21 protein-coding genes are annotated in these 26,411 nt (G+C 70.7%); 12 read left to right on the top strand and 9 right to left on the bottom strand.

Features of this window, described 5'->3' with window-relative positions; all coding sequences use genetic code 11:
* Window positions 1-125: 125 nt before the first annotated feature.
* From ACFQ7Q_RS23610 to ACFQ7Q_RS23585, 6 genes are all read left to right on the top strand, one after another.
* Complete coding sequence (locus ACFQ7Q_RS23610) at window positions 126-1,499, top strand: cryptochrome/photolyase family protein (protein ID WP_383558492.1); 1,374 nt, start codon at window positions 126-128, stop codon at window positions 1,497-1,499.
* A gap of 456 nt (window positions 1,500-1,955) precedes the next feature.
* Window positions 1,956-2,576 carry a sigma-70 family RNA polymerase sigma factor gene (locus tag ACFQ7Q_RS23605; RefSeq protein WP_383558490.1) on the top strand — a complete coding sequence of 207 codons (621 nt, stop codon included), beginning with the start codon at window positions 1,956-1,958 and terminating at the stop codon, window positions 2,574-2,576.
* Window positions 2,577-2,671: 95 nt separating this feature from the next.
* The gene (locus tag ACFQ7Q_RS23600; RefSeq protein WP_383558489.1) at window positions 2,672-3,928 is read left to right on the top strand and encodes an NAD(P)/FAD-dependent oxidoreductase; all 1,257 of its coding nucleotides are present in this window, start codon (window positions 2,672-2,674) and stop codon (window positions 3,926-3,928) included.
* On the top strand, window positions 3,928-4,686 hold the full coding sequence (locus ACFQ7Q_RS23595; RefSeq protein ID WP_383558487.1) for a DUF1365 domain-containing protein: 759 nt from the start codon (window positions 3,928-3,930) through the stop codon (window positions 4,684-4,686). The genes ACFQ7Q_RS23600 and ACFQ7Q_RS23595 overlap by 1 nt, the downstream gene beginning before the upstream one ends.
* Complete coding sequence (locus ACFQ7Q_RS23590; protein ID WP_383558486.1) at window positions 4,683-5,996, top strand: class I SAM-dependent methyltransferase; 1,314 nt, start codon at window positions 4,683-4,685, stop codon at window positions 5,994-5,996. The genes ACFQ7Q_RS23595 and ACFQ7Q_RS23590 overlap by 4 nt, the downstream gene beginning before the upstream one ends.
* A gap of 154 nt (window positions 5,997-6,150) precedes the next feature.
* Complete coding sequence (locus tag ACFQ7Q_RS23585; RefSeq protein WP_383558484.1) at window positions 6,151-6,984, top strand: DUF1295 domain-containing protein; 834 nt, start codon at window positions 6,151-6,153, stop codon at window positions 6,982-6,984.
* A gap of 40 nt (window positions 6,985-7,024) precedes the next feature.
* Here ACFQ7Q_RS23585 and ACFQ7Q_RS23580 read toward each other — a convergent pair whose 3' ends face one another.
* The 4 genes from ACFQ7Q_RS23580 to ACFQ7Q_RS23565 form a co-directional block, all read right to left on the bottom strand.
* On the bottom strand, window positions 7,025-8,062 hold the full coding sequence (locus ACFQ7Q_RS23580) for a MerR family transcriptional regulator (RefSeq protein WP_383558482.1): 1,038 nt from the start codon (window positions 8,060-8,062) through the stop codon (window positions 7,025-7,027).
* Window positions 8,063-8,126: 64 nt separating this feature from the next.
* Window positions 8,127-8,564, bottom strand: coding sequence for an SRPBCC family protein (locus ACFQ7Q_RS23575; RefSeq protein ID WP_383558481.1), 438 nt, complete (start codon window positions 8,562-8,564; stop codon window positions 8,127-8,129).
* A gap of 113 nt (window positions 8,565-8,677) precedes the next feature.
* On the bottom strand, window positions 8,678-9,928 hold the full coding sequence (locus ACFQ7Q_RS23570) for an NAD(P)/FAD-dependent oxidoreductase (RefSeq protein WP_383558480.1): 1,251 nt from the start codon (window positions 9,926-9,928) through the stop codon (window positions 8,678-8,680).
* Window positions 9,929-10,061: 133 nt separating this feature from the next.
* Window positions 10,062-11,561, bottom strand: coding sequence for a cryptochrome/photolyase family protein (locus tag ACFQ7Q_RS23565; protein WP_383558479.1), 1,500 nt, complete (start codon window positions 11,559-11,561; stop codon window positions 10,062-10,064).
* Window positions 11,562-11,793: 232 nt separating this feature from the next.
* Here ACFQ7Q_RS23565 and ACFQ7Q_RS23560 point away from each other — a divergent pair, with 232 nt between their 5' ends.
* From ACFQ7Q_RS23560 to ACFQ7Q_RS23550, 3 genes are all read left to right on the top strand, one after another.
* Window positions 11,794-12,372 carry a fasciclin domain-containing protein gene (locus tag ACFQ7Q_RS23560; RefSeq protein WP_383558478.1) on the top strand — a complete coding sequence of 193 codons (579 nt, stop codon included), beginning with the start codon at window positions 11,794-11,796 and terminating at the stop codon, window positions 12,370-12,372.
* Window positions 12,373-12,508: 136 nt separating this feature from the next.
* A complete protein-coding gene (locus tag ACFQ7Q_RS23555; RefSeq protein WP_383558476.1) occupies window positions 12,509-12,877 on the top strand; it encodes a hypothetical protein in 369 nt (122 codons plus the stop codon).
* 343 nt (window positions 12,878-13,220) lie between these two features.
* Window positions 13,221-14,555 (top strand): PQQ-binding-like beta-propeller repeat protein, encoded by a 1,335-nt coding sequence (locus ACFQ7Q_RS23550; RefSeq protein ID WP_383558475.1) that lies wholly within the window; start codon window positions 13,221-13,223, stop codon window positions 14,553-14,555.
* Between the two features lie 163 nt (window positions 14,556-14,718).
* On the opposite strand, the gene ACFQ7Q_RS23545 is transcribed toward ACFQ7Q_RS23550, so the two are convergent.
* Both ACFQ7Q_RS23545 and ACFQ7Q_RS23540 read right to left on the bottom strand, forming a co-directional pair.
* Window positions 14,719-15,012: a hypothetical protein gene (locus ACFQ7Q_RS23545; RefSeq protein WP_383558473.1), complete on the bottom strand. Its 294-nt coding sequence runs from the start codon at window positions 15,010-15,012 to the stop codon at window positions 14,719-14,721.
* Between the two features lie 106 nt (window positions 15,013-15,118).
* Window positions 15,119-15,523: a hypothetical protein gene (locus ACFQ7Q_RS23540; RefSeq protein ID WP_383558472.1), complete on the bottom strand. Its 405-nt coding sequence runs from the start codon at window positions 15,521-15,523 to the stop codon at window positions 15,119-15,121.
* 232 nt (window positions 15,524-15,755) lie between these two features.
* On the opposite strand from ACFQ7Q_RS23540, the gene ACFQ7Q_RS23535 reads away from it, so the two are divergent.
* Window positions 15,756-18,887, top strand: coding sequence for a BTAD domain-containing putative transcriptional regulator (locus tag ACFQ7Q_RS23535; RefSeq protein ID WP_383558471.1), 3,132 nt, complete (start codon window positions 15,756-15,758; stop codon window positions 18,885-18,887).
* A gap of 131 nt (window positions 18,888-19,018) precedes the next feature.
* Here the strand turns inward: ACFQ7Q_RS23535 and ACFQ7Q_RS23530 are convergent, their stop codons facing one another.
* Window positions 19,019-20,503, bottom strand: coding sequence for a PQQ-binding-like beta-propeller repeat protein (locus tag ACFQ7Q_RS23530; RefSeq protein ID WP_383558470.1), 1,485 nt, complete (start codon window positions 20,501-20,503; stop codon window positions 19,019-19,021).
* A 1,123-nt stretch (window positions 20,504-21,626) separates the two neighbouring features.
* Between ACFQ7Q_RS23530 and ACFQ7Q_RS23525 the strand changes: the two genes are divergently transcribed.
* Both ACFQ7Q_RS23525 and ACFQ7Q_RS23520 read left to right on the top strand, forming a co-directional pair.
* Window positions 21,627-22,631, top strand: a complete 1,005-nt coding sequence (locus ACFQ7Q_RS23525; RefSeq protein WP_383558469.1) for a transposase — start codon at window positions 21,627-21,629, stop codon at window positions 22,629-22,631.
* Window positions 22,519-22,914: a GNAT family N-acetyltransferase gene (locus ACFQ7Q_RS23520; RefSeq protein ID WP_383558467.1), complete on the top strand. Its 396-nt coding sequence runs from the start codon at window positions 22,519-22,521 to the stop codon at window positions 22,912-22,914. The genes ACFQ7Q_RS23525 and ACFQ7Q_RS23520 overlap by 113 nt, the downstream gene beginning before the upstream one ends.
* Window positions 22,915-23,599: 685 nt before the next feature.
* Here ACFQ7Q_RS23520 and ACFQ7Q_RS23515 read toward each other — a convergent pair.
* Window positions 23,600-25,489: an AMP-dependent synthetase/ligase gene (locus ACFQ7Q_RS23515; RefSeq protein ID WP_383558466.1), complete on the bottom strand. Its 1,890-nt coding sequence runs from the start codon at window positions 25,487-25,489 to the stop codon at window positions 23,600-23,602.
* A 310-nt stretch (window positions 25,490-25,799) separates the two neighbouring features.
* A partial coding sequence (locus ACFQ7Q_RS23510; protein WP_383558465.1) for a 3-hydroxyacyl-CoA dehydrogenase family protein occupies window positions 25,800-26,411 on the bottom strand: 612 nt, incomplete at its 5' end.

Here is a 26,411-nt window from a genome sequence, read left to right as displayed (position 1 = left end):
GGCAGCCTCTTCGCCCGCGCCGCACGCATCCGATACGCGACGCATCAGGGAACCGCAGTTGTAGGGATGCGAAACCAGTACGCCGGCGACGTTCGCGAGCCCGGCGGCCGAGCAGGGAGGGCGCGATGACCGTCTCCGTCGTTCTGTACACCTCTGACCTTCGGGTCCATGACCATCCGCCGCTGAGGGCCGCGCACGAGGGGGCACAGGAAGTGGTGCCGGTGTTCGTCCGGGACCGCGCCGTGGACCGGGCCGGATTCGCAGCGCCCAATCGGCTGGCCTTCCTCGCGGACTGCCTCTCGGACCTCGACCGGGGCCTGAAGGACCGTGGCGGCCGTCTCGTGGTGCGCGAGGGCGACACGGTGGCCGAGGTCCGGTCCCTGGTGCGGCAGACCGAGGCCGACGAGGTGCACATGGCCGCCGGTGTGACGGGTTTCGCCGGGGCCAGGGAGGCACGGTTGCGCAAGGCCCTGGAAGAGGACGGCTGTCGGCTCTACGTGCACGACGGCGTGGTGACCGCCGTGCCGCCCGGTGATGTCACTCCGTACGGCTCGGACCACTTCGCCGTGTTCACGCCCTACTACAAGCGCTGGGCCGACGAGCCCCTCCGGACGCCGCTGGCCGCCCCCAGGGCCCTGCACGTGCCCTCGGGGGTCCGGTCGGAGCGGATGCCACCGCGTTCCGTGATCGCGGACGTGTCGCCGGGACTCGCCGCGGGAGGGGAGAGCGAGGGGCGCAAGCGGCTGGCTTCCTGGCTGTCGGATCACATCGACGCGTACGAGGATCGCCATGACGACCTGGCGGGGGACGCCACGTCCCGTCTCTCGCCGTATCTCCACTTCGGAGCCGTCTCCGCCGTCGAGGCCGTGCACCGGGCGAGGAAGCGCGGCGGAGCCGGGGCCGAGGCGTTCGTGCGGCAGTTGTGCTGGCGTGACTTCCACCATCAGGTGCTCGCGGCGCGGCCGCGGGCGGCAGGCGCGGACTACCGTCCACGTCACGACCGATGGAGGCGCGGCGCGGGCGCCGACGCGGATCTGGCGGCGTGGCGCGAGGGGCGGACCGGCTACCCCGTGGTCGATGCCGCGATGCGGCAGCTCGCCCACGAGGGCTGGATGCACAACAGAGGCCGGTTGATCGCCGCCTCCTTCCTGGCCAAGACGCTGTACATCGACTGGCGGGAGGGCGCACGCCACTTCCTCGATCTGCTGGTGGACGGCGATGTGGCGAACAACCAGCTCAACTGGCAATGGGTGGCCGGCACCGGTACCGACACAAGGCCCAATCGCGTGCTCAACCCGGTGCTGCAAGGCAAGCGGTACGACCCTGACGGCAGCTATGTGCGGCGCTGGGTCCCGGAGCTCGCCGGACTCGAAGGTCCGGCCGTCCACGAGCCCTGGCGGCTCACCGGACTCGACCGGGCATCGTTCAACTACCCGGAACCGTTGCTCGAACTCTCCGAAGGCCTGGCGCGTTTCCGCGACGCTCGGGGCACCGCCTGACGGGTTCCACCGTCAGCGCCGGATCGTGTCAGCCGCCCCGGTCGAGCCCGTCGTCAGTGCCGTGTCCTGACAGCCGGCTCGACCCTGTCGTCAGCGCCGCCTCCTGACAGCCGCCCTGGCCGAGCCCGTCGTCAGCGCCGGATCGTGTCAGCCGCCTCGGCCGAGTCCGTTCCGCCGGACCACGGTCCGGCGGAACAGGGCTCCCTCGGAGGCCTTCGTGGGCGGCTCGCACCACCCACGCGACGGATCCGCGAGTCCTCGTCGCCCGTTCCGCTCCGATCGTGAACGACGCACGCCATCGAATTCGATGCGGAAACGATGCGAGTTGCGCCATGAGTCGCGCGGGCCGGAACGTGAAGGGGCACGGGACCGGTGAGGTCCCGCCGGACGCCGCCTTCGCGCGGCGGCCTCGAGCCCCGGTGGAGGTATGTGCCACCACTCGGAGGAGGAACCGTCATGACCGCGTACCGGATCACCGGCGACCTTGCTGCCCCGACGGCGCCCCACTCCCACCGGCGGCCACAGGGCGACGGTGCCGACGACCGGATCGCCCGCGGACTCGTGGAGGGTGACGAGTACTGCCTGGACGCGGCGTACCAGCGCTGGGGCCGACTGGTCCACACGCTGGCCGCCCGGGCGCTGGGGGATCCCCGCGAGGCGGAGGACGTCACCCAGCAGGTCTTCGTCGCCGCATGGCGCGGACGAGCCAACTTCTCACCCGAGCGGGGCACCCTGCCGGCATGGCTCACCGGCATCACCCGCCGGAAGATCGCCGACGCGCTCACCGCCCGCACCCGTCGTACCGAGCTCGCGGCGGCCCTCGGTGCCTCCCTGGAACACGAAGCCGGCACCGTCGAGGAACCCGAACGGGTCCTCGACCGGATCGTCGTCACCGAGGAACTGGCCAGGCTGCCCCGCGTCCAGCGCGACGTCCTGGAACTCGCCTACTTCGCGGACCTGACGCAGGTGCAGATCGCCGACCGCACCGGCATGCCGCTGGGCACGGTCAAGAGCCACGCCCGCCGCGGCCTCCAGCGCATGCGCCACAACCTGGCCCTCGCCGCGACCACAGGCTGATCCGGCCCATCCGGCCGGGCGAGGGCTCCGAACTACCAACCGAAGAGGACGGGCCGCCGTCACAACCGACGGCCATCACACAAGGGGTGGAGACGATGAACGGACGAAGCGTCGCGGTGGTGGGGGCAGGAGTGGCCGGACTCACCGCTGCCCACATCCTGTCCCGCGCGCACGACGTGGTCGTGTACGAGTCCGAGGCCCGGCTCGGGGGCCACGCACACACCCACGAGCTGCCGGCCCCCGAGGGCGGGACGCTCCACGTGGACACGGGCTTCATCGTCCACAACGAGCGCACGTACCCCCACCTCCTCCGCCTCTTCCGCGAACTCGGCGTCACCACGCAGGACTCCGAGATGAGCATGTCCGTCCGCTGCGACGGATGCGGACTGGAGTACGCCGGCGCGCGCGGGGCCCGAGGCCTCCTCGGCGGTGGGAACGCCCGTCGGGGCCGCCATCTGCTGATGCTCGCCGACATCCCCCGGTTCCACCGCGCCGCGCGCCGACTGCTGACCAGCGACGACACCACACGCACACTCGGAGACTTCCTCAGGGCTCACCACTTCTCCGAATACTTCGTCGGCCACTTCGCGATCCCTCTCGTCTCCGCCGTCTGGTCGTGCGCCCCCGGCACCGCTCTGCGGTATCCCGCCGCGTATCTGTTCCGCTTCCTCGACCACCACGGACTCCTGTCGGTGACCGGGTCCCCGCAGTGGAAGACCGTCAGCGGCGGTTCCGCGGCGTACGTCGAGCGCGTGGCCAAGTCCGTCGCCTCCGTCCGGACCGCGACCCCGGTACTCGCAGTCGTGCGCGGTGCCGACCGCGCTACGGTCGTCACCGCCGACGGCGAGTCCGCGGAACACGCGGCCGTCGTGATCGCGGTCCACCCCGACCAGGCCCTGCGCCTCCTGGCCGACCCCACCGAGCAGGAGCGGCGCGTCCTCGGCGCCTTCACCTACTCCACCAACCCCACCGTCCTGCACCGCGACACGACGCTTCTGCCACGCTCGCCCCACGCCCGGGCCTCCTGGAACTACTGGCTGCCCTCCTGCACCGCCCGACCGAGCTCCGTCCAGGTCAGCTACGACATGAACCGGCTCCAGCGGCTCACCACCCACGAGCCCCACATCGTCACACTCAACCCCGGCGAACGCCTCGACGAGTCCACCGTCCTGGCCCGCATGACGTACGAACACCCCGTCTACACACCGGAGTCCGTTGCGGCACAGCGACTCCTTCCGACCCTCCGCACCTCCGTGACCGCCTACGCGGGCGCCTACCACGGCTGGGGCTTCCACGAGGACGGCTGCCGCTCCGGCGTCGAGGCGGCCCTGCACCTGGGGGTGAACTGGTGATGACCGGCGTCGCCCCACCACCCGTCCCCGCCTTGTACGAGACCGAGGTCGCCCACACCCGCGTCACCCCCTTCCACTACGCCCTGCGCCACCGCACCTACCTCTGGCTGGTCGACATCGACGACCTGCCCGTACTGCCCCGACCGCTGCGGCCCCTCGCCCGCTTCGACCCGCGCGACCACTTCGACGGCGACGCGCCCACGCTGCGCTCCGGCCTCGACGCGTACCTCGCCGCCCACGGCGTACAGGACGCGGACGGCCAGGTCCTGATGCTCGCCCACGCGCGCGTCCTCGGACACGTGTTCAACCCGCTCACCCTGTACTGGTGCCGCGACCGCGCAGGCCGACTCGTCTGCGTCGTCGCGGAGGTGCACAACACCTACGGCGGGCGCCACTGCTATCTGATGCGCCCCGACGAGCGGGGCCGAGCCGAGGTCGCCAAGGAGTTCTACGTCTCGCCGTTCCTCGACGTCGAGGGCGCCTACCGGATGCGGTTGCCGCCCCCCGGCGACCGCCTCGACCTCACTGTCCAGCTCCGCCATGTGGACGGCTCGCGACCGCTGACCGCCACGGTCCGCGGCGCACGTCGGCCCGCTCGTGCCCGCACGCTGCTCGCGGCCGTGGCGCGGCACCCCTGGTCGACTCTCGGCGTATCGATCGGCATCCGCCGGCATGGGATCCGCCTCTACCTCAAGGGGCTTCACGTCCGTCCGCGTCCGCGCACCGCCCCCTCCCTCCAGGAAGGCCCCACCCCGTGACCCTCTCCCTTCCCGCGACCCCGCTCACCACCCAGGCGGGCGTCGTCGAGGTGGACTCCGAGCGCTGGCCCGACGTCGCGCGGTTGCCCCGGGCCTCCTCCGCGCGCACCGCGGTCGCGCGCCGTCTCGTCGAGCGGGCCTTCGCCCGGCTGCCCCTGCGGATAGTGAGCACTGCCGACGCGCCCCACGTACCACGGCCGAACGACGGCAGGGAGGCAGAGCCGACCCTGACCGTCCACGACCCCGACGCGTTCCACCGACGGATCGGTGCCGACGGCCTGATCGGCTTCGGCGAGTCGTACATGGCCGGCGAATGGGAAGCCGACGACCTCGTCGGTGTCCTCACCGTGCTCGCCCGTCACGTCGACGACCTCGTTCCCGCACCACTGCGCCGACTGCGCGGAGCCTGGGTCCGGCGCAGGCCCCTCGCCGACCGCAACACCCCCGACGGCGCACGCCAGAACATCCACCGCCACTACGACCTCTCCAACGAGCTCTTCACCCTCTTCCTCGACCCCGGCCTCACCTACTCGGCCGCTGTCTTCGACCCGCTGCCGAGGACGGGATTCCCTCTCAGGGACGGGGAGTTCACGGCCGCCCAGCACCGCAAGATCGACCGGCTCCTGGACCTGGCCGGGGCGGGCCAGGGCACCGAACTCCTCGAGATCGGGACCGGTTGGGGCGAGCTCGCCATCCGGGCGGCCGCCCGCGGCGCCCGCGTCCGCACCGTCACTCTCTCCGAGGAGCAGCTCGACCTCGCGCGCCGACGCATCGCGGACTCCGGGGTCGCCGACCGGGTCAGCGTCGAACTCCTCGACTACCGCGCCGTCCAAGGGCGTTACGACGCCGTCGTGAGCGTCGAGATGATCGAGGCCGTCGGCGCCGAATACTGGTCCGACTACTTCACCGCGCTCCGCCGCCTCCTCGCCCCCGGTGGGCGCGTAGCGCTCCAGGCCATCACCATGCCGCACGAACGGATGCTCGCCACCGCCCGGACCCACACCTGGATCAGCAAGTACGTCTTCCCCGGCGGGCTGATCCCCTCCCCGGAGGCCATCACCCGAGAGAGCGCCACCGCCGGACTGCGCATCACCCACGACACCGGTTACGGCGCCCACTACGCCGAGACCCTCCGCCAGTGGCGGGAGCGCTTCCTCTGCCAGGAGGCCGCCGTGGCCGCGCTGGGTTTCGACCATGTCTTCCGGCGCATGTGGGAGTTCTACCTCGCCTACTCCGAGGCCGGATTCCGGTCCGGATACCTCGATGTCCGTCAGCTCCGGCTCACCGCCACCACGGAGGCAACCCGATGAGCCCGGCCGACCGGAGGCCCGCAGGAGCCCTGAGCCGGCCGCTTCGGCAGCCCGGTGAACTCGGCGGCCCTGACGATTCGTTGCTCGCCGGGCCCGCGCTCGGCCACGGGGCGTCCATGCCCACCTCAACCGTCACTGGGTACCAGGAGATGTCATGACCGCCGTCGATGCCGGTGCCCTCGGCGTCGTCCTGACCGCCTCGGCGGGCGCCGCGCTCGTCGTCATGCTCGTGACCTTCGGGATCGGCACGGTCAAGGGCGTGCATCGCATCGTCGACGTCGCCTGGGGGCTCGCCTTCGCGGCCGTCGCCGTCGTGGCCTGGTTCCTCTCGGACGGCCACGGCGACGACGTCCGCCGTACCCTCGTCGCGCTCGCCACCGCCGCATGGGGACTGCGGCTCGCCGCCCACATCGCCCGGCGCGGACGCGGCCACGGAGAGGACCCCCGGTACGCCAGGATGCTCGCCCGCGCCCGCGGCAACCGCACGCTCTACGCGCTCAGGAAGGTCTACCTCCTCCAGGGCGCCCTCGTCTGGATCGTCTCCCTGCCCGTCCAGTTCGCGGTCCTGCTGCCCGAGCCGCTCGGGGCGACCACCGTCCTGGGCCTCGCCGTGTGGGCGGCCGGCCTCACCTTCGAGGCGGTGGGCGACCATCAGCTCGCCCGGTTCAAGGCCGATCCGGCGAACCGGGGCCACGTCATGGACCGCGGGCTGTGGAGCTGGACCAGGCACCCCAACTACTTCGGCGACTTCCTCGTCTGGTGGGGTCTCTACCTGACGGCCTGCGCCACCTGGCAGACCGCCCTCCTCACCGTCGTCTCCCCGCTCGTCATGAGCGCCCTGCTCATCTGGGGCAGCGGGAAACGTCTCCTTGAGGCCCACATGGCCGAACGCCCCGGGTACGCCGCCTACCGTGAGCGCACGAGCGGCTTCTTCCCCCGGCCTCCCCGTCCCGGGAACACACGACGCACCGTCGACGACCGGATCTGACCGAGGGCGATGAGCCGTCCTCGCGCGTAGGCGGCCTGTCTCAGCCCTCGGCGTGCCCGGCCTGCTCTCCGTAGAGCCGACGGATCACGTCGAGGGCCTCGCGCAGGCCGGTGGGACGGATCATGCCGTGAGCGGGCGTCCGGCCGAGCCAGCCGGGGCCCGCGAGCAGAACCAGGGGAGTGGTGCGGGCACCCCTCACCCCGAAGGCCGATTCCGCGACGTGACGGGCCAGGGAGTGATCCGCGGTGGATCGGGCCTGCGACCAGAGGGCGACGGCGGCCGGACCGGACCGCCGTACCGCCGCGTCCAGGGCCTCCGCCGGCACCGCGGCACCGAACATCCTGGTCGGCAGGCCTTGTTCGGCCAGTCCCGCCGTAAGCGCCTCCAGCGGCAGCGTGTGCTGCTCTGCCGGGACGCAGGCCAGGACGACAGGAGCGGCCGACGAGGCGGTCATCGGGCCTGTGACCGCGGCACGCCGCAGTGCGGTGGAGACGTGCCACGACAGCAGATGCTCCACCTCGACGTAACGGTCGTCGGAGGATTCCCACTTGCGGCCCACCGCGTGCAGCGTCGGGACCATCACCTCTTCCCACGCGGTGACCAGCCCGTACTGCGCCAGCACCGCCTGAAGCAGCTCTTCCATGGCCGGACCGTCGAGTCGCACGGCCGCGCGGGCCAGCCCGCGGCACTCCTGCCGTACGTCCCCCAACGGAAGTCCGCTGCCCGGCCCGGCACGGTGCGCCTTGCCCGCCGGTACGCCGGCCGGCGGCTTCTTCCGTGCCACCGGCTCCACGGACTCGGACAAGCGGACGACAGACGCCTCGGCGGCCGCCGCCCCCGCGCGCGGCCGTCGCTTGGCGGCCCGCGCCGCCTCCGCGGGCGGGACACCCGATGCCGTGAGGCGGCACATCTCCTCCAGCATCGCCACGTCAGCCGGGCTCCACCGCCGGTGCCGCCCGTCCGCGCGCACGGCAGGCCCGATGCCGTACCGCTGATCCCAGGAACGCACCGTGGTCGGCGAGACCCCCAGACGCCGCGCCACCGCGCCCGTCGTGATCCCGTGTGTCGTTTCGGACATGCCATCCACCGTACGACGCAGAATCGATGCGAGTGGGGTGAGCAGTCCGCCGGGCGGCGAGCTGTCAGGCGTGTCCTGCCACGGCGACGGTCGGCAGGCGCGCGGACACGTCGTCGGCCAGTCGTTCGAAATCCGTCCGCAAGAACGGCGCGGCCAGCTTCGCGACGCCCTTGAAGGTCAAGGAGGCCCGATACGTCAGCCGGGTGCCGTCCCCCGCACCGCCGAAGCGAAGGTCGTCGACCGCGGTCACCGTCCTGTTCTCCCCGACGAACACCAGCCGTGCGGGCTCGCGCACGTCGAGCCGGTACTCGAGTTCGGTCGTGCGGCCGCGGAAGAGCGACGTGTTGAGCCAGCGGGCACCCGCCCGCACCGGCCCGTCGTCCAGCCGAATGCAGGAAATCGTCCCAGGATCCCATTCCTCGGTGCGGGTGAAGTCCTCCAAGTACGTCACAAGCTCGGGCAAGGGAAGGCGTACCACGAAACTGCGCTCCACACTGATCACCGCACTGTCCTCCGTCTCCCCGGCCTTCCGGCCGCACCTCCGACACTGATGCTTCCGGGCCCGGGGAGGCGCCGGATGCACGAGGCCGAGCCCAGGTATCGCCGGGCGCGGGTTCAGGAAGACCCGTCCAGGTCCTGGAGCACCTCGCGGGCCGCACGTGCGCCCGATGCCAGCGCGCCCTGCAGGGAACCGGTGGCGCGGTGGTCGCCGCACACGTACCGGCCCGGCCCGAAGCGCGTGCTCCGGGACAGCGGGACGGGGCCGGGCATGGCCGGCAGGGCGTCGGGGACGGTGACACGGTGGACGAGTTCCCAGTCGGCCGTGTCCGCGCCGTACACCTCACCCAGGGCGGGCAGGACGGCCTCCGTCTCGGCGGGCCCGGGGGAGCCGAGCAGAGAGGTGGACACCAGCGCCCGGCCGTCGGCCGAGAAGTGCGGGTGGACGGCGGTGAGGACGCAGGTGTTCAGGAACCTGCGCCGAGAGTCGACGACGAGTACGGGCTCGGTCAGCGGAGGCCCGGCCGTCGCGTGGTAGAGCGTGGTGACGGTCCGGCCCTCCGGCACGCGGAGCCCCGGGAGCAGCTCGGCCGCGACCCGCTGCCCCGTCGCGACCACCACCGCGCGGGCCTGCACGTGGCTGCCGTCCGCGACGACGACCCCGTCCCGCGTCACGGCCGTGACAGGGCTGTCGGTCCGCAGCACATCCACGGGCAGCCGGGAGGCGAGCTGGGCGGGAACCGCCCCGATCCCCTCGGCAGGAAGACAGAGGGTGCCGCGCAGCATGCTCCGCCACACCAGGTGGAAGAAGCGGGCCGACGTCGTCAGCTCGTCCTCCAGAAAGACACCGGAGAGGAAGGGCCGGAAGAACGTCTCCACCAGATGCGGCGACACGCCGGCCTGCGCCAAGGCCGTGAGCGTGGTGCCGTCGGGGCGTCTCCGCAGCACGGACGCCGGCGCGAGCGTGTCCCGCGCCGACAGGGCGCCGAGGGCGAGCAGATCACGGCCGGACACGAGCCTGCCGGGCAGGAGATCACGGCTCTCCTTGGGCCGCCTGACGGGATCGGTCAACCGGCGGAGACCGTCCTGGGTGTGCACGAGCACCCCGGGAGTGAAGGGGCGCAGCCGGAGCGCCTTCAAGTCGATGCGACGCTTGACCTGCGGATAGGACGTGTTGAACACCTGGAAGCCCCGGTCGACGGTGAATCCCGCCACGCGGTCGGTACGCATCCTCCCGCCCACCGCCCCGTCCGCTTCCAGCAGCCGCACCCGCAGGCCCGCTGTACCGAGGTCGCCCGCGCAGGCGAGCCCCGCCGCGCCTGCCCCGACGACCAGCACGTCGTACCGCCCGCTGTCTGTCTTCCGCATTCCGTCCTCATTCCTCATTCCTCGTACGTCGCTGGAGCGCATGACGTTGCCGAACCGGACCTGTCTCCAGCCCGGTTTCGGGGCCGGAGGGGTGGTCGGGCGCCCGCGCGCCCGCACCCCGTCGCCGGCCGACTCACGGTGGTCCCTCGCCTCGTCCTCGCTCCTGCCGCAGCAGGGCGTCGAGGTCCTTGAGCCGGCCGAGGCCGTGCACCGCCCTGGAAGTCCGGGCGTTGTGTTCGAGCAAGCCGCGATGCCGGTGCAGAAAGCTCCAGTAGCCCGCCGTGAACGGGCAGGCGTCCTCCCCGACCCGCCGGTTGGGGCGGTAGGCGCACGGTGGGCACAGATCACTCATGCGATCGATGTAGGCGCCGCCGGAGGTGTACGGCTTCGTGGTCATCCGGCCGCCGTCCGCGAACTGCGACATGCCCACGACGTTGGGCAGCATCACCCAGTCGTATCCGTCGACGAAGCAGCGGTGGAACCAGTCGGTCACGGCGGCGGGATCCCAGCCGCGCTGGAGGGCGTAGCTCCCCAGCACCATCAGCCGCGGGATGTGATGCGTCCATCCCGTGTCCCTGACCTGGCGCAGCACCGTCGCCAGGCAGCGGGCCGACACGGCGTCCGCGTCGAGGTCGTTCCACCAGTCGGGCAGGGACGCGGTGTGCCCGAGCACGTTCGACTTCCGGTAGTCCTCACCGAAGTGCCAGTAGAGCTGCCAGACGTACTCGCGCCATCCGGCGATCTGCCGGACGAAGCCTTCGACCGAGTTCAACGGGGCCTCGCCCGCCCGCCAGGCGGCCTCCGCGCCCTCCACGCACTCGACGGGATCGAGCAGCCCCAGATTCAGGGACGAGGACAGCAGGCTGTGGCTCAGGGTGTCGTCACCGGAGAGCATCGCGTCCTCGTGCGCGCCGAAACCGGACAGCCGGTGGCGGAGGAAACGGCGCAGCGCGGTGCGGGCCTCCCGCCGGTCCGCGGGAAACAGGCGCGGCCCGTCGCGGCCGACGAAGGAAACGTCCCCGTCGTGCTCCCAGCGGTCCAGGTCACGCCGGACCTCATCGTCGATGGAGTCCTCTCGGGGCCGATACGGAGCGGCGGTTCCCAGCGTCCGCGCTCCTCGTGGAGGCGGTTCTCGGTTCTCGTGGTCGAGGTTCCATGTGCCGCCCACCGGCCCGCCGCCCTCCATCAGGAGATCGTGGTCGCGGCGGACGTGCCGGTAGAAGGCTTCCATCCGGAGCGCGCGTCGCCCACGTGCCCATGCGGCGAAGTCCTCCTGGCGGACCAGGAAGCCACGCGGTGGGAGGACGGTGACGTTGTCCAGGGACCGTACGAGGGCAAGCGCCGCCCGGGAGGTGGGCTGGTGCACGGTCACCGGTCCGCCACCCACGGCCCGCCGCAGCCCTTCCCGATAGGTGTCGGCCCGTACGTACGTCACGCGGTCACCCAGTTCGGAGGCGCGGTGTCGCATCGCCGAGAGGATCAGGTGGGCCTTGGCCCGGTGAAAGCGCCGACGGCGGAAGACGGCACGCGATTCGACCATCACCACAGGGGCGTCACGGGAGGGACCGTGGTCGTCGGCCGCGAGGAAGGCAGGGCCCAGCTGGTCGCCGAAGAGCCAGTGCGTACGTGTCATGCCGGTCTCGATCCGTTCCATGCCTTCGTATGGGCCGCTGTACTCGCTTCCACTTCGGCACGTGGGCGTGGTTCGGATGCGTTCCCCCGACGCCCCGGCCGCGGCACCCGCCGTGAAGAAAAGTGCCGCCGGCCCCATCCGGCGACGCGCCGAGCACGGAATGCCTCTGTGAGAGGACAACCGATCCACGGCCACGGACGGCTCCGCGTCCGGCCGGTAGGAGGAGCACGTCATGAACACCACGCTCACCCGACGTCGCGTATCGGCCGCCCTGGCCGCCGCGGCCCTCTCGGTCTCGCTCGGAGCGCTGGCGCCCCTGGCGTCGGCTCACGACACCGACAGCACCTTCGGTCCTGGCTGCGCTTCGGTGCCGAAGGAAGGCGCCGGTTCGTTGGACGGGATGGCCAAGGACCCGGTGGCGACCGCGGCGTCCAACAACCCGGCCCTGTCGACACTGGTCACTGCCGTGCAGAAGGCCGGTCTGGTCGACACGCTCAACAACGCCGAGGACATCACGGTGTTCGCGCCGACGAACGACGCGTTCGCCAAGATCCCGAAGGCGGACCTCGACAAGGTCCTCGCCGACAAGGCCGCCCTCACCAAGATCCTCACGTACCACGTGGTGGACGAGCCGGTGGAGAAGGCCGACCTCGCGGACGGGTCCTTCAAGACCCTCCAAGGCGGCACGCTGACGACATCGGGTTCCGGGGACTCGTACAAGGTGAACGACACCGCAACCATCGTGTGCGGCGACGTGCGGACCGCCAACGCGAACGTGCACATCATCGACACGGTTCTGATGCCGAAGTGAGAACGGGCGACTTGCCTGACCAGGAGCGGCCGGCCACGTCGGCGTTCCGTCCCGCGAGCTTGGCGGTGGGGTGATCAGGCACGTCGCTCGGCCCGGGATCCCGCACCGCCGAGTGCCGGGGAGGCAGCATGACGGCATGACCACTCAGCACCCCGCGGAGCGGGGCGGCAAGAGACGCGACTGGTTCGCCGCCTTCTCCGAGCGGGCGTCGAACCTCACCAGCTCGCCGCCGTTCTACGTCCTGTGCGTGCTCCTGGTTCTCGGCATGGTCGCCGTACATCTGGCGCACCTGCCCGTGCCCTGGCTGATCTTCGCGGGGGACGTCATGACGGCCGTCAACCTGCTCCTGCTCACTCTGCTGAAGAACACCGAACGGCGTGACACGCATGCACTTCAGCGCAAGCTCGACGCCATCGCGGCGGCCATGCTGGAGCAGCACGCGGGCACGAGCCAAACGGCGGCCGACGAGCTGCGGCGTGCCATCCGCGTGGAGAAGGAACAGTGACGGGGACGGCGGCCATGGCCGGCCGCGCGCGACGGCGGCCAGCAGTTCGTCGTGTGGGGCCCGGGACCAGGTTCCGCCGTCGAACGCCACGCTTGCAGAAGCGTGTTGGCCCCGCCCCTTCGCCACGCTTGCAGAAGGGTGTTGGCCCCGCCCCTTTCCTCGCCTCGCCCCCGTCGCCGCCGGCGGAATCGTCCCGGCTCAGGGTGCGGATTCCGGGCCGTAGGCGTACTCCGCCGGCAGAGGGTGCGCCTTCCGTCCGCGCAGACCGACTCCCTATGATGATCGCCGCCGAGGAACGCGGGTAGTCCGGCGGACCGTCGACGGCGACACGGGGGGAGCGGACATGACCGCGCGGTTGAACGACGCACCGTCCGGCAGACGGACCATGCGCGCTCTGGTCACGAGGGGGGCGGCCCTGGTCGCCCTCTGCGCACTCACCGCCGGGTGCGCCTCCTTCGGGGCCGAGGACATGGGCGTCGCCTGGGACACCACCACGGACCGCAAGGCCGAACCGCAGGGCAACGGAGCCTGGCTGTCAGGCGACATCCTGGTCCGCAGCCGATTCGACGCGGTGCGCGGGTACGACGCCGCCAGCGGCAAACGGAGTTGGGAGTACGTACCGCCCGGCCGCTCGGCGGTCTGCCACGCCGCCGCCGACACCGCCGGCTCGGTCCTGGTCCTCACCCGCGACGGGGACGGCGCCTCCGCCTCGGCCAAGGGCAAGCCCTGCGACACCGCCGTCGCGCTCGACATGAAGAACGGCCGTGAGATCTGGCAGGTCCCTCTCTCCACCACCGGGTCCGGCCTCCAGCGCCTTCAGCCGTATGCGGTGTCCGCCGGCAGCGGCATCGCCGTGCTCCTCAAGAAGGACGACCTGCACGCCGTGGACGTGCGCACCGGGAAGACCCGCTGGAAGGCGGCCCTGCCCAAGGACTGCGTCCCGGGCAGGACCGCGGTGGCCGAGCGCCAGGTCGCCGCCCTCCTCGCCTGCGGCGGCACCGACAACCCCTGGGGCGACAAGGTCCCGAGCGATGCCGAACTGCATGCCGCCGCCTTCGACCCGGCCACAGGCGCTCTTCTGTGGTCCGCCCCGCTCGGGGCTCGCCGTACCGTCTCCTGGGAGGCCAGTGCGGACTTCGTCTCGGCCGACCCGGTGGTCGTCGCCGCCTCGGAATCCGGCGACTCCGACTTCGGGGCCTACTACTCCTTCGGCAGGAACGGCCGTCCCAACCCGCTGATCGATTTCAGCGGTCCCTACGGCGAGATCCAGCGCTCCAGTCGTCTCACGGCGGCGGTGGACGACAACAGGCTCTACGTCCTGCCCCGGCACCGGCAGAGGAACAGCCGTGACGTCTACCGCCTGACCGCCTTCGAACTGGCCACCGGAGACCGCGTCTGGGGCGGCACCCTCGACGACGACCGCCTCGACGGCGACACCGGATACCGCCTCCTCCTCCAGGGCGGGAAACTCACCGTCCTCACCTCGCGCCACCGCAGTTCCTACCACGGCTTCCGCGTCCTCGACCCCGCCACGGGCGAGCAGCGCGATGCCCGCAGTCTCCCCGACGACCCGGGCCCCGTGGACAAGTTCTTCGAGTACAAGGACCGCCTCATCGTCGCCCGCTACGAGGCCTATACGACACCGCCGAAGCCCTTCACGGCCTACGAACGCCTCTGACCGCCCGGGGTTCCCCGGACCATCGCGCCGAGGTCACGACGGACGCGTGGACCCCGGCGGGGAGGCCGCGCATGTTCTCGCCGGCCGGGTGCGCCGTGGAGCCGACAGCCGGTCCTGCTGACGGCACCACGGCGGAGCAGGACCGGCCGATGTACCGGTGCGACTACGCGACAAGCTGTGTGGCGAGCTGCCTGGCGTGGAAGTCGGCTGCTGCGAGGGACTCGTTGCGGGAGGTCTCGAAGAGCGGGACGAGTTCGGCCATCGCCGGCATGATCGGGGCCATGGTCAACTCGGGGACGATGAAGGTGACATCCAGGCCGAGACCGACGCCGAGGGCCTGCTGCAGGTAGCCCTGCACATGGTCGTCGCCGTGCTGAGGGGTGCCCTCCTTGTACGAGCCTCCGCGACTGGTCACGACGACGGTGGGCTTGCCCGCGAGCGAGGGGTTCTCGGTCACGGTGATCTGTCTCAGCAGGTGGGCCCATCGGAGTCGGGCAGGTGACCAGGAGCTCACGCTCTCCCTGGCCGTTCTGCTGGTCCGACGGGCTGTACTGCTCGGGCTGTCAGTTCCGACGCCATGGCAGGCGCATGGCGGAGGCAGCGGTGTCATCCTTCGGTTCGGGCTCGTACGGCGCCAACGCAGACTTCTGCTCAAGCACCAGTTCGGCAACGCTTATCCGGCACAGGACCTTCTTGTGGATGCCTCCCCCGGCCTCTACGAGCCACGAGCCGTCAGCGACCCGGAACACCTTTCGCGCGAGGGTGTCGCGTGCCGGCGCCTCGACCTCATCAGGGACGTACTCCATAGCGAGCGTCCGAGCCAGTTCATCGGCCGCTGCGCGGCCTCCTTGTTCGACGGTGTGCGTCTGGGCCAGATGCCATCGATAGTCGTCGTAGCCAGCGCGGGTCTCGGCCTCTACAAGGACGACCCATCGAGTTTCCTGCTGTGCAACTTCGTCATTGCTCACTACCGCAACCTAGTGTCTTCCGTGCCTCGAGATCACTAAGAGGCAGGCCCTGGTCGCCTTCCGAGGCGTTGGGTGGAGGAGACGCGGCGCCCACGGGCCTGACAGACTCTGTCGTGGCGCGCTGCTCTTCTGATGAAGTCCTGCTGAAGCACAAGGACTCGTGCGGCGGGCGGGCACTGGACGCACGGGGGCATGGGGATTCGGCGTGGGCGTGAAATCATCGGGTAGGGGCATGATCGATGCCGGGGGTGATCTGCGGGTCGACCTACTCGGGTCGGTCAGGGCATACCGCGACAGCGCGCCGCTGGCACTGGGCCCGGTGCGACGACAGGCGGTACTCGCCGCGCTGATCCTGCGCGCGCCCTACTACGTGACGTACCAACAGCTCCTCGACGACGTCTGGGGAACCGCACCTCCGGGCACGGGGCACAAGGTCCTGCCCAGCTACATCCACGCGCTGCGCAAGGCTCTCGACAAGCCTGGCACCGGCGCAGGCAGCTCGGTGATCCACGGGCAGCGAGGCGGCTACCGCGTACTGCCCGGCGCAGTCCGGACGGACGTCGCCGAGCTCGCCGAGGAGGCCGCGAGCGCCCAGCGGGCGAAGGCCGCCGACGAGTTCACGGCGGCACTCGCTCACGGGAGCAGGGCCCTCGATCTGCTCCGCGGGGAGCCGCTGCCCGGGCTGCCCGGTCCGCTCGCCGTTGCCGAACGGCAACGGCTGGTCCGGCAACGGCGCGCACTGCTCCAGGACCGGGCGGAGTGCTTGGTCCTGCTCGGCAACTACCCGGACGCTCTGGACACCCTCCTGTCGATACCCCTCTCACAACCGTACGACGAGCCGCTCGCCGCCCTGCGGATGCGTGCCCTGTACGGCAGCAACCGGCAGGCCGAAGCGCTCACCGTCTACGACGACACCCGTCGCCGGCTCATCGACGAGCTGGGCCTGGAACCCGGCGAGGAGCTGCGCCACGTACACCAGGCCGTCCTGCGCCGGGACGATCTGATGTTGCTCGGCCGGACCGCCCGAACGCGAACAGCCGAAACCGTCTCCCCCGACCAAGCCGGGTCCCCGGAATCATCACCCGGACGCCCAGCTTCCGGCGGCCATGACTGCCTCCCCGGCGTGCCCGATCGCCCTAGCGCTCCCGATCGCCCTAGCGCTCCCGGGCGGCCTCGCTCTTTCAACGGGCGCAACGAACTCCCCGGCGACATCGCTTGCCTGGTCGGGCGGGAGAAGGACCTCGCCCTGCTCACCACCCCTGTGTCGCAGGACGCCGTGTCCGTGATGACGGTCGACGGTACGGCGGGCGTCGGCAAGACCGCCTTGGTGGTGCGTGCCGCATGGACAATCGGCGACGCCCACCCCGACGGCTGCCTCTTCGTCGACCTGCTTGCACACGGCGCCGCCCACGAAAGCGTCACCCCCCAGCGGGCGCTGCGCCGAATGCTGCGGGCGGTCCGCGGCGAGGACGACACGCTCCAGACCAGCGCGCGCGAACCTCATAACCTCAACGACGACGGTGAGACGGCGGACCGCCTGGAGGACCTCGTCACAGCGTGGCGCGCCGCCACCAGCGGTATGCGGCTGCTGCTGGTCGTGGACAACGCGCACAGTGCCGAGCAGGTGCGTCCGCTGCTGCCGGCCGGGCCGGGCAGTCGGGTCATAGTCGTGGGCCGCCAGCGTCTGCCCGGCCTCGACGCCGACCTGCGGCTCACCGTTGAGCCGCTGAGTACGGGCGCTGCCGTCGGACTGCTCCGCGAGCTCGTCGGGGAGGTTCGGGCCGACGGCGAGCCTGAGGCGGCGCGTGAACTTGCCCGGCGGTGTGGCGGCCTGCCCCTGGCACTGCGGATCGCGAGTGCCCGACTGCAGAGCCGCCCGTCCTGGACCCTGGCCTTTCTCGCCGGCCGGATGTCCGACGACGCGCACGGCCTCGCGGAGCTGCGGGCCGAGGATCGCAGTGTGGAGGCCGCCTTCCGGGTCTCCTACGACCAACTCGGCCCAGAACTGCGACGTGGCTTCCGCGCGTTGGGAACGAACCCCACCGCCCGCTTCGACCGGCTCACGCTCGCCGCCATGCTGGGTGGCTCGCAGGAGAAGGCCGAGGGTGTCCTGGAGGATCTGGTCGACGCCAGCCTGTTGCAGCAGCCGCATCCTGGCCGATACCGGCTGCACGATCTCGTCAAGGCGCATGCGCGGCGCGTGGCCGGAGAGGCCCCCGAAGAAGCCGCCGCAGACCGCGACGCCGTTCTGCACCTCTACACCGCGGCGGGCCGCATGGCCAGCGACTGGGGGCCCGGCGGCTTTCCCGCACTCACCACCGGTTCGTCCGACCCCAGCTCGACCGCCCGTTCGCCGTTCGCCGGGTGGCGGGAGGCCTCGGCGTGGCTGAGGTCGATGGGTGGCGAGCTCGTCGATGTCGTGGCCTTCGCTGCGGCCGGCGGCCACGCCGACCACACGTGTCTGCTGGCAGAAGCCCTCGTCGACCACCTGGCCGGACACGGTCACCACCATGAGTGCCGTACCGCCCTGGAACTCGCCCTGGCGTGCGCGGAGGCGGCCACTGATCGACGGATGCCGGCAGCGCTGCGCAACTGCATGGGCCTCCTCGACGTCTACCAGGGGCGGTTCCGGCAGGCGGGAACATGGTTCGCCGAGGCCCTGCAACACGGCCGCGCGAGTGGCGACCTGCGAGAAGAGGCCCGCGCAATCGCCGGGACGGGTATCGTGCTGGGGCAGTTGGGAAACAGCGAGGAGGCGCTTTCCGGCCTGGACAAGGCGGTGAAGCTGGCATCTGACCTCGCCGACGACTGGCTGACCGGCATGTCCCACTGCAACATCGGCTCCATCCATCACCAGCAGGGACGGCACGAACAGGCACTCTGGCACTACAACATCGCCCTGGCACTCGCCGAGAAGAACGGCCGACCGAGGACGATCAGCAGCACCCTGTGCTTCGTGGCCGAGATCGAGCTGGCTCTCGGCCGGTACGAGGTGGCCACGAATCTGCTGAGGCGGGCCGCCGGGTTGGCCGGTGAGGTCGAGGATCTGCCACTGCGAGCGGCGACCTTGTCACGGCTGGCCACCGCGGAACAAACCCGAGGCGACCTGCACTCGGCCGTCGATCTCCACCACGAGGCACTGTCGACGCTCACCCCACAGACGAGCACATGGCTGGAGATGGGGGTTCGCATCCGGCTCGGCAGCACCTACGCGGCAACGGGCCGTCACTCCGACGCACAGCAGGAGTTCCGGGCTGCCCTTTCCCTGCCCGGAGCCGACGACCACGCCCGCGAGTACGGGATGGCACGTGACGGACTGGAAGCCACAGGCACCGTCCGGCGACCCCACCCGCCAGGCTCCTGACCGCAACACGCCGCGGAGTACCGCCGCCCATGCCCACCACGGGGCGCGGGGCCGCGCCGTCGAGAGATCAACCACGTCCGGCGGGTCATCGACGACATCGGCATGCGCACCGAAGCCGAACGCGTCGATGTTCAGGGAGCGAAGGAGAGCATGCGGGGCTCGTGCCGGGCGTCGTCGCCGGTCAGGCCGGCGGGCGTGATCACCAGCCGGTCACCCACGTAGGCGTTCTCGCCGACGACCCCCATCCCGAACTCGAGCCTCGCGGTGGACGCGGGGAGCCGCAGCACGTCCTTGATCGTGTCCACGCCGCCGGGACCAACCTGGAAGACCCGCCCGGCCTTGCTGAGCGTGCCCAGTTGGTAGACGATCCCTGTCCTGCCGGGTCCGACGCGCAGGGGGTAGTAGCCGTACGAGGTGGCCTCGTCCTTCACGCCCCAGACCAGATTCCCGGTTCCGAGGTCGTAGGCGCCCACGCGGTCGTTGCCGCCCAGGAGCACGAGGCCCCCGCCGACGACGGCCTCCCGGCACGACTGGGCGTTGCCGCTGGTGTCCACGGAGTCGCCGCAGTGCTTGAACCCCTTCGGCCTGGGGTCGATGGTCCTGCGGACCTTGCCGTCGGGCCCGAGGGCGACGACCCGCCAGTCCTCGACACCCTTCTCCTTGTTCACGGTGGTGAACACGACCGGGTCGGCGGAGAGCACCTGGCCGACCTGCAGCCCGGGGGCTGTCCTCATGCGCCACCGGACCTTGCCCGTGGCCGGGTCAACTTCCCTGACCTGGCTGTACGCCTTCTCGAGCGCGGTGATCGCGCAGTCGGCGACCACCAGCAGCCGGGCGCCGCCGGCCACTCTGCCGGGGTAGCACTTCCCTGGGTTCTCCAAGGGGATGTCGTACAGCTTCTTCCCGTCGGCGACGCTGTACGCCGCGGCCTTCATGCTCTGGACGATCGCGATGGTGCCACCGCTGACAGCGCTGTCCACCATGATCGTGCCGTCACCCGATCCCGTCTCCGTCAGCTTCTTGTGCCAGCCTGCCTTTCCGGCGCGCAGGTCGATCATCTGGAGCTGGTTGCAGCGGGTTCCGGTCCATGCCTCGGCATTCTTGAGGACGATGACGACCTTGCCGTCGGGGGTCGCGTTGACCGGGGTCTCGCAGACGGGGGTCGGGAGGTCGACGCTCCACAGCTGAGCGCCGTCGCTGAGCCGGTGGGCGACGACCCTCTTGTAGACGGCCTGGACGGCGGTGTCGCCGACGATCCAGAGGTCCTCGGTCGGGATGTTCCGGCGGGGCAGGTCGGTGCGGTCGTCGACGATCCAGGCGCTCGCTTCGCCGGCCAGGCGGCGCTGCGCGATCTCCGCGGTAGTGGGGATGCGGGCGGGCGATGGGGTGGGGCGTGCGCTCGCCTTCGGAGGCGCCGTGGCCGACGGGGTGCCGCTCTCCGCTCCGGCACGGTCCGCCCGGGCACGGTCCGCTTCGGAGCGCTCGCCGAGGACGTACACGCCGGCACCGACGAGCAGCAGCAGAACGAGGCCTGCGGCGGCCGTCGGCCAGCGGCGGCGGCGCGAGCGGGGCGGTGGCGGGCCGTACCCCTCGGGCGCGTACGGATTGTCCGGCACGGGCCAACTCGGCGGGCGATGTTTGTACCAGGGCTCGTGCGACTGCGGCATCCGGATTTCCCTAACAAGGCGGGCGGCCTCCCCGTAGAACTGGCATCCGGGGAGTGTTCTGTCATGGTGTTAGTGCGGTCTCGTCCGCATGGGCGCTGTGTTTGCCCACGTGGGGCCTCATGGCTGTGGCAAGTTTTCGCGCAGCCGCTTGGCCACCCTGTAGAAGATCGGGAAGCACGGGATCGACGGCATCGAGTTCGGGTGACTTTCCGTGGCCATGGTGAGCGGAACCGTTCGGCGGCCTTGCCAGCCATGCGAAGGTGAGGGTGGTGTCGATCAAGGGGTGTGCCCGGGTATCGTTGGGGTGACGGCAGCCGGCAACTGGCTACCGTCGGCGGGGTTGGTTACGACGAGTTCGACGGGCCGGGTGAAACCGAAGGAGACGCCGGCGGCGCGCGGGAAGACGGCCAAGGATGGGCCGCCGACCTGGTCGAGGATCAATCACGGATGCGGCGGGCTCGGCGCACCCCTTTCCCGTTCCCTTCAGTCACCGCCTCGTCCCGCGGGGCGGGGACCGGGACGACGCCGCCCTTCATGCCGAGTGCCCAGCCGAGCAGGACGGCGACGGCCACGACGCCCACGTCGGGCGGAGAACGGGTGGGTGACGCGGTGGCGTTCCCATCGTCCGCCGGTCGGCAAGAGACCGGATGTTCCGCTGGTCTGAGACACAGTGACTGACCTTTCTCAATGGCAGGTTCGACCGCCGGGCGAACGTGGCTGGGTGTCTATGACAGGGTGGCGCGGCAGGGCCTGCGGCGAGGCGCCCGGGGGCCACCGCATGGCTCGCCGCCGAGGCGGGTTGCCAGCCGGCCCTCCCTGCGCTCGCACGGGCCAGGCCGGGAAGGCACTGCGACCCGGTTGCGCAAGGCCGACCACAGGCTTGGGAGACTCTGGCGCACTGTGCTGCTCTTTCGATGAAGTCCTGTTGAAAGGCTCGGCGGCTGCGACAGGACAGGGGCATCGGAAGGGGAGCACCACATGCCCGTGGGACGGCGCCGAATCCCTCTCGGCCTGGCGTCGACGGCACGCATGCACGACCGCACCATGCTGTCGGCGGACGTTCGTGGAGCGGGTGTCAGTGCTGACCCGCCGCCACGGCCGGGTCACCGAACGGCTGCGACAGGCGATGGGTGCGATCGGTCTGGCCCTGGCGGGCCGGGCCGGCGCCTGTCGCGCTCAGCTCATGGGCATCGCCACCAGCCGCACAACGCTCTTGCCCCGAGTGATGGACCTGCCCGATCCGACCGCCCCGGAGCCCCGTGTGGTCGGCGTGGACGACTTCGCGCTGCGGCGCGGCCATGTCTACGGAACCGTCGTCATTGACGCCGAGACCCACCAGGTCCTCGACCTGCTGACCGAACGCGCTGCCGCCACCCAGGCCCCGTGGCTGAGAGCCCATCCCGGTATCGAGGTCATCTGCCGCGACCGCGTCGGCGCCTACGCCGAGGCTGCCGTCACCGCCGCACCGCAAGCCCTCCAGGTCGCCGACCGCTTCCACCTCTGGCAGAACGTCGCGACCGCTATCGAGAAGACCGTCACTGCCCACCGCTCCTGCCTGCGCGAACTGCCCGCGGCCAGCCCGGAACCCGAACCTGGGTGGGAGACGCCCACCGCAGCCGAAGCCGCAGCGGACCAGCAAGTCGAAAGGGCGGACCCGGCCGACAAGTTCGCCGAACGCTCACCAACGCTGAGCGGTACCCGCTTGCCCGACTGGATCACCGAGGCCGCAGACGCCAACCTGCCCGGGATCAGCAGCTTCGCCGTCGGCCTCCACAGCGACTGCGACGCGGTGACGGCCGGGCTGACCACCGACTGGAACTCCGGTCCGGTCGAAGGAGCAGCCGACCGCATCAAGATGCTCAAACGGCAGGTTCGGCCGCGCCGGATTCCCGCTTCTCCGCAAGCGAGTTCTTCCGGCTTCATGATCAGGTCACCCGACGCGGGGCGGACCTTACGATCGAGACGTGACGATCACCTACCAGTGGCGGGGCAGCTTCAACAACGCTGCCCTCAACGCGCTACACGCCGAGGGCTTCGGAGACCCGGCCGCTCAGACCGACTGGCGAACACGGCTTGAACGCCACAGCTTGGGCTGGGTCTGCGCGTGGGAAGAAGACTCCCTGATCGGCTTCGTCAACGTCGTCTGGGACGGCGGAGCCCACGCTTTCATCCTGGACACGGTGGTCGCCCAGCATCACCGGGCGCAAGGAGTTGGGGCCGCGCTGGTTGCAGCGGCAGCGCGTGAAGCCCGTGCCGCGAAGTGCGAATGGCTTCACGTCGACTTCGAGGAGCGCCTTCGTCCGTTCTATTTCGGCGCCTGCGGCTTCAAGGAGACCGCAGCCGGTCTGATTGCCCTGTAACAGCGCAGGCCAAGCGCCCGGCGGCACACACGCGACCAGGGGAGCGGTATCAAGACGCCTGCCAGACCCCCGAACTGGCTCGAAGCCGCCCAAGACGCTGCCGGGGTCCTTGAGGCCGCGGGTGCCCATGCGACGGTTCTGTGCGACTGGTGCGGCCGCGCTGTCACCCGAGTGGCTGGCCCGCTCGACCCGGCCCCGTGTGGTGGGCCATGGCCTCCCGAGACCTGCCGGGCAAGTTGTCCACCGGCGACGGACCGAGTACGGCCCCTGCTGACGAACGCCTCGACCTGAGGTGAGAGAAGACCCATGAGTTTTGACATCTTCCTGGGCCGGTTCGAGAACGGTGAATCGGCGGCGCTGGACATGAGCGGCGCGCACGAGGTCCTCGGCCCCCATGAGGTGGCGAGGGACCCCGAGTCGGACTTCCTGACGGCGAGGATGCCGTGCTCGTCGCCCGGGCGGGCCGACCATGATCCAGCGGGACGCGGACCGCGAGCATCTGTCCGCCTCCCTCAGGGACGACTGGCCCGTTGCCGTGGCCCGTACCGGCGCCGAGATCGACCGCGCGATGCTGGCTTCCTGGACGAATGGGCGAGGGGCCCGTCCCCGTGCCCTTCACCAACTGTCCTTGCAGGCATGGGCGACAGCCTGCCCCCCGCCCAGCCTCCCTCCAGAGCTGTGATGTTCAGGCTTCCAGAGCGCCTTCGTACATCGCTGTGATCAGTTCCGCGTAGTCACGCTCGACGACCGGCCTTTTGATCTTCAAGCTGGGGGTGAGCTCGCCGTGCTCGATATCGAGATCACGGGGGAGCAGCGTGAACTTCTTGATGGTCTGCCAGCGCTGGAGGCCGTCGTTGACACGCTGTACGTACCTCTCGATCAGCTGCCGGACCTGTTCGGTGGCGACGACTTCAGCGTAGTCCTTGTCGCCCAGACCGTGTTCCGCGGCCCAGGGCATGATCGCCGCGTCGTCCAGTGCGATCAGCGCGGTGCAGAAGTTCCGGCTGCTTCCGATCAGCAGAATGTTGCTGACGAAGGGGCAGGCGGCCTTGAACTTGCCCTCGACCTCGCTCGGCGCGACGTACTTGCCACCGGAGGTCTTGAAGAGGTCCTTCTTACGGTCGGTGATGCGCAGGAAGCCGTCCACGTCGAGTTCGCCGATGTCGCCGGTTCGAAACCAGCCGTCATCGGTCAGCACCTCGGAGCTCTTCTCGGGGAGGTTGTGGTAGCCGCGCATGACGCAGGGTCCGCGCAAGAGGACTTCGCCGTCCTCGGCGAGCTGGACCTCGAAGCCGGGCAGAGTGACGCCGACCGTGCCGATCCGCAGGTCGTGCGCACGGTTGACGACGGCACCCCCTGAGGTCTCGGTCAGACCGTAGCCTTCCAGGACGCGTACCCCGACTCCCGCAAAGAAGTAGCCGAGTTCGGGAGCAAGAGGGGCGCTGGCGGAGATCGCATGGCGCAGCCGGCCGCCGAAGGCGGTCCGGATCTTGGCGTAGACGAGCTTGTCGGCGAGGGCGTGCCGGAGCTTCAGGCTCAAGGGCGCGCCCTCCCGGCCTTGGGCGATTCTGGCGGCTTCGGTGGTTCGTGCGTACTCGCGGGCGACGGAGGCCGCCCAGCGGAAGACCCGGTGCTTGGCGGCGCCATCGGCTCTGGCCTTGGCCGCTATGCCGTTGTAGACCTTCTCGAAGATCCGGGGAACGGCGGCCATGACGGTCGGCCGGATGACCGGAAGGTTGAGCACGATCCGGTCCACGCGGCCGTCGACGGCCAGCACATGGCCGGTGTGGATCTGTCCCGAGATCAGGGCCTTGCCGAAGACGTGCGCCAGTGGAAGCCACAGGAGCTGCACGTCGTCCGAACGGATCAGCTCGCTGCCGGCCTGGGCGACTCCCTGGTGGGCCAGGCCATCGTGCGTCAGGAACACCCCTTTGGGTCGGCCGGTGGTGCCGGAGGTGTAGATCAGCGTGGAGAGTTGCAGGCCGCTGATGGCGTCTACGGCGCGGTCGACGGCGTCCGGGTGCCCCTCCAGGTACGTATCGCCGCGGTGCTCCAACTCGGCGAGGGTGAGGATGTTCAGCCCTTCGGCAGTGACGGGGTGGGCCGGTCCGTCGAAGAGGATGACGTGCTTGAGTCCGGGCAGTCGGTCCTTGGTGGAGACGATCTTCGCGAGCTGCTGCTCATTCTCCGCGAACACCGCGAGGCTGTCGGAATCCGCCAGGATGTACGCCGTCTCGTCGGCGTTGGTGCTGGGGTAGACCGTGGTGGTGGCGGCGCCGGCGCACATGGTGCCCAGATCGGCGATGACCCACTCCATGCGCGTTTCGGAAGCGATGGCGACGCGGTCCTGTGCGCGGACGCCGAGAGTCATCAGGCCGGCGGCGAGCGCCTTGACCCGCTGTGCGGTCTGAGCCCAGGTGAGGGTGATCCACTGCTCTGGGCCGGGCTCGGCACCGAGCCGGGCGGGAGCGGGGTAGCGGTACGCGGCGCGGTCGGGGGTGGCTTCGACTCGGCTGAGGAACAAGTGGGCTACGGAGGGGGGACGCTGCTCGATCGGGGCGGGCACGGAACGCAAGACGACCTCCGGGAATGGATGTTCGCGGGTGGGCGGGCGATGGCGCGGGAAGTTCTGCGTGCTGCTTCGAAGGGGGGAGCCTGCGCTGGGACGGCGGCCTGTGGGGCTGTGAGGGCAGGTACGGAACTGGCTGGTGAGACGAGAACGGGGCGGGGCAGGGCCATGGGGTGGTGGCCGGCAGGGGGCGCCCGGCGGGCACTGGGGCGAGGGTTTCTCCCGCGGCCGAGCTCCCGGTGGGCGCCGGGGGCGGGGGTTTCTCCGGCGGGAGGCCGAGTGGGCCGCGGACTCGGGCGAGACCGCGGCCGCCTGGTCAGTCGTGGAAGGTTCGGCCTTCCTCGGCCGTCCGCTCGAGCAGCGCCGGCGGGGTGAACCGCTCGCCGTACTTCTCCGCCAGCTCACGGGCGCGTGCCACGAAACCGGGCAGCCCGCCCTCGTAGCCGTTGATGTACTGGAGCACACCGCCGGTCCACGCGGGGAAGCCGATGCCCATGATGGAGCCGATGTTGGCGTCGGCGACCGAGGTGAGGACGTTCTCCTCCAGGCAGCGCACCGAGTCCAGCGCCTCCGAGAAGAGCATCCGCTCCTTCATGTCCTCGAAGGGGATGTCCACGTCGGTCCGGGTGAAGTGCTCGCGGAGTCCGGACCACAGCCCGGCCCGCTTGCCGTCCTCGGCGTACTCGTAGAAGCCGGCGCCGCCGCTGCGGCCGGTGCGACCGAACTCGTCGACCATTCGGTCGATCACCGCGTTCGCGGGGTGTCCGGTCCAGGTGTCGCCGGCCTCCTCGATCGCGCGCCGGGTCTCGTTGCGGATCTTGCGCGGGAGCGTGAGGGTCAGCTCGTCCATCAGGGAGAGGACCTTGGCCGGGTAGCCGGCCTGCGCCGCGGCCTGCTCGACGGAGACCGGGTCGGCACCCTCGCCGAC

The organism is Streptomyces sp. NPDC056527, from assembly GCF_042794475.1.
In the GTDB taxonomy this organism is placed as follows: Bacteria; Actinomycetota; Actinomycetes; order Streptomycetales; family Streptomycetaceae; genus Streptomyces.
Note: the sequence above shows the minus strand (reverse complement) of the source record. Positions and strands in the feature narration are given on the sequence as shown.

What these genes read in the sequence shown, in the direction of transcription:
- ACFQ7Q_RS23610 (WP_383558492.1), top strand. Translation starts at nt 126, where the DNA reads ATGACCGTCTCCGTCGTTCTGTACACCTCTGACCTTCGGGTCCATGAC.
- ACFQ7Q_RS23560 (WP_383558478.1), top strand. Translation starts at nt 11,794, where the DNA reads ATGAACACCACGCTCACCCGACGTCGCGTATCGGCCGCCCTGGCCGCC.
- ACFQ7Q_RS23570 (WP_383558480.1), bottom strand. Translation starts at nt 9,928, where the DNA reads ATGCGGAAGACAGACAGCGGGCGGTACGACGTGCTGGTCGTCGGGGCA.
- ACFQ7Q_RS23600 (WP_383558489.1), top strand. Translation starts at nt 2,672, where the DNA reads ATGAACGGACGAAGCGTCGCGGTGGTGGGGGCAGGAGTGGCCGGACTC.
- ACFQ7Q_RS23550 (WP_383558475.1), top strand. Translation starts at nt 13,221, where the DNA reads ATGACCGCGCGGTTGAACGACGCACCGTCCGGCAGACGGACCATGCGC.
- ACFQ7Q_RS23605 (WP_383558490.1), top strand. Translation starts at nt 1,956, where the DNA reads ATGACCGCGTACCGGATCACCGGCGACCTTGCTGCCCCGACGGCGCCC.
- ACFQ7Q_RS23555 (WP_383558476.1), top strand. Translation starts at nt 12,509, where the DNA reads ATGACCACTCAGCACCCCGCGGAGCGGGGCGGCAAGAGACGCGACTGG.
- ACFQ7Q_RS23565 (WP_383558479.1), bottom strand. Translation starts at nt 11,561, where the DNA reads ATGACACGTACGCACTGGCTCTTCGGCGACCAGCTGGGCCCTGCCTTC.
- ACFQ7Q_RS23595 (WP_383558487.1), top strand. Translation starts at nt 3,928, where the DNA reads ATGACCGGCGTCGCCCCACCACCCGTCCCCGCCTTGTACGAGACCGAG.
- ACFQ7Q_RS23580 (WP_383558482.1), bottom strand. Translation starts at nt 8,062, where the DNA reads ATGTCCGAAACGACACACGGGATCACGACGGGCGCGGTGGCGCGGCGT.
- ACFQ7Q_RS23585 (WP_383558484.1), top strand. Translation starts at nt 6,151, where the DNA reads ATGACCGCCGTCGATGCCGGTGCCCTCGGCGTCGTCCTGACCGCCTCG.
- ACFQ7Q_RS23535 (WP_383558471.1), top strand. Translation starts at nt 15,756, where the DNA reads ATGATCGATGCCGGGGGTGATCTGCGGGTCGACCTACTCGGGTCGGTC.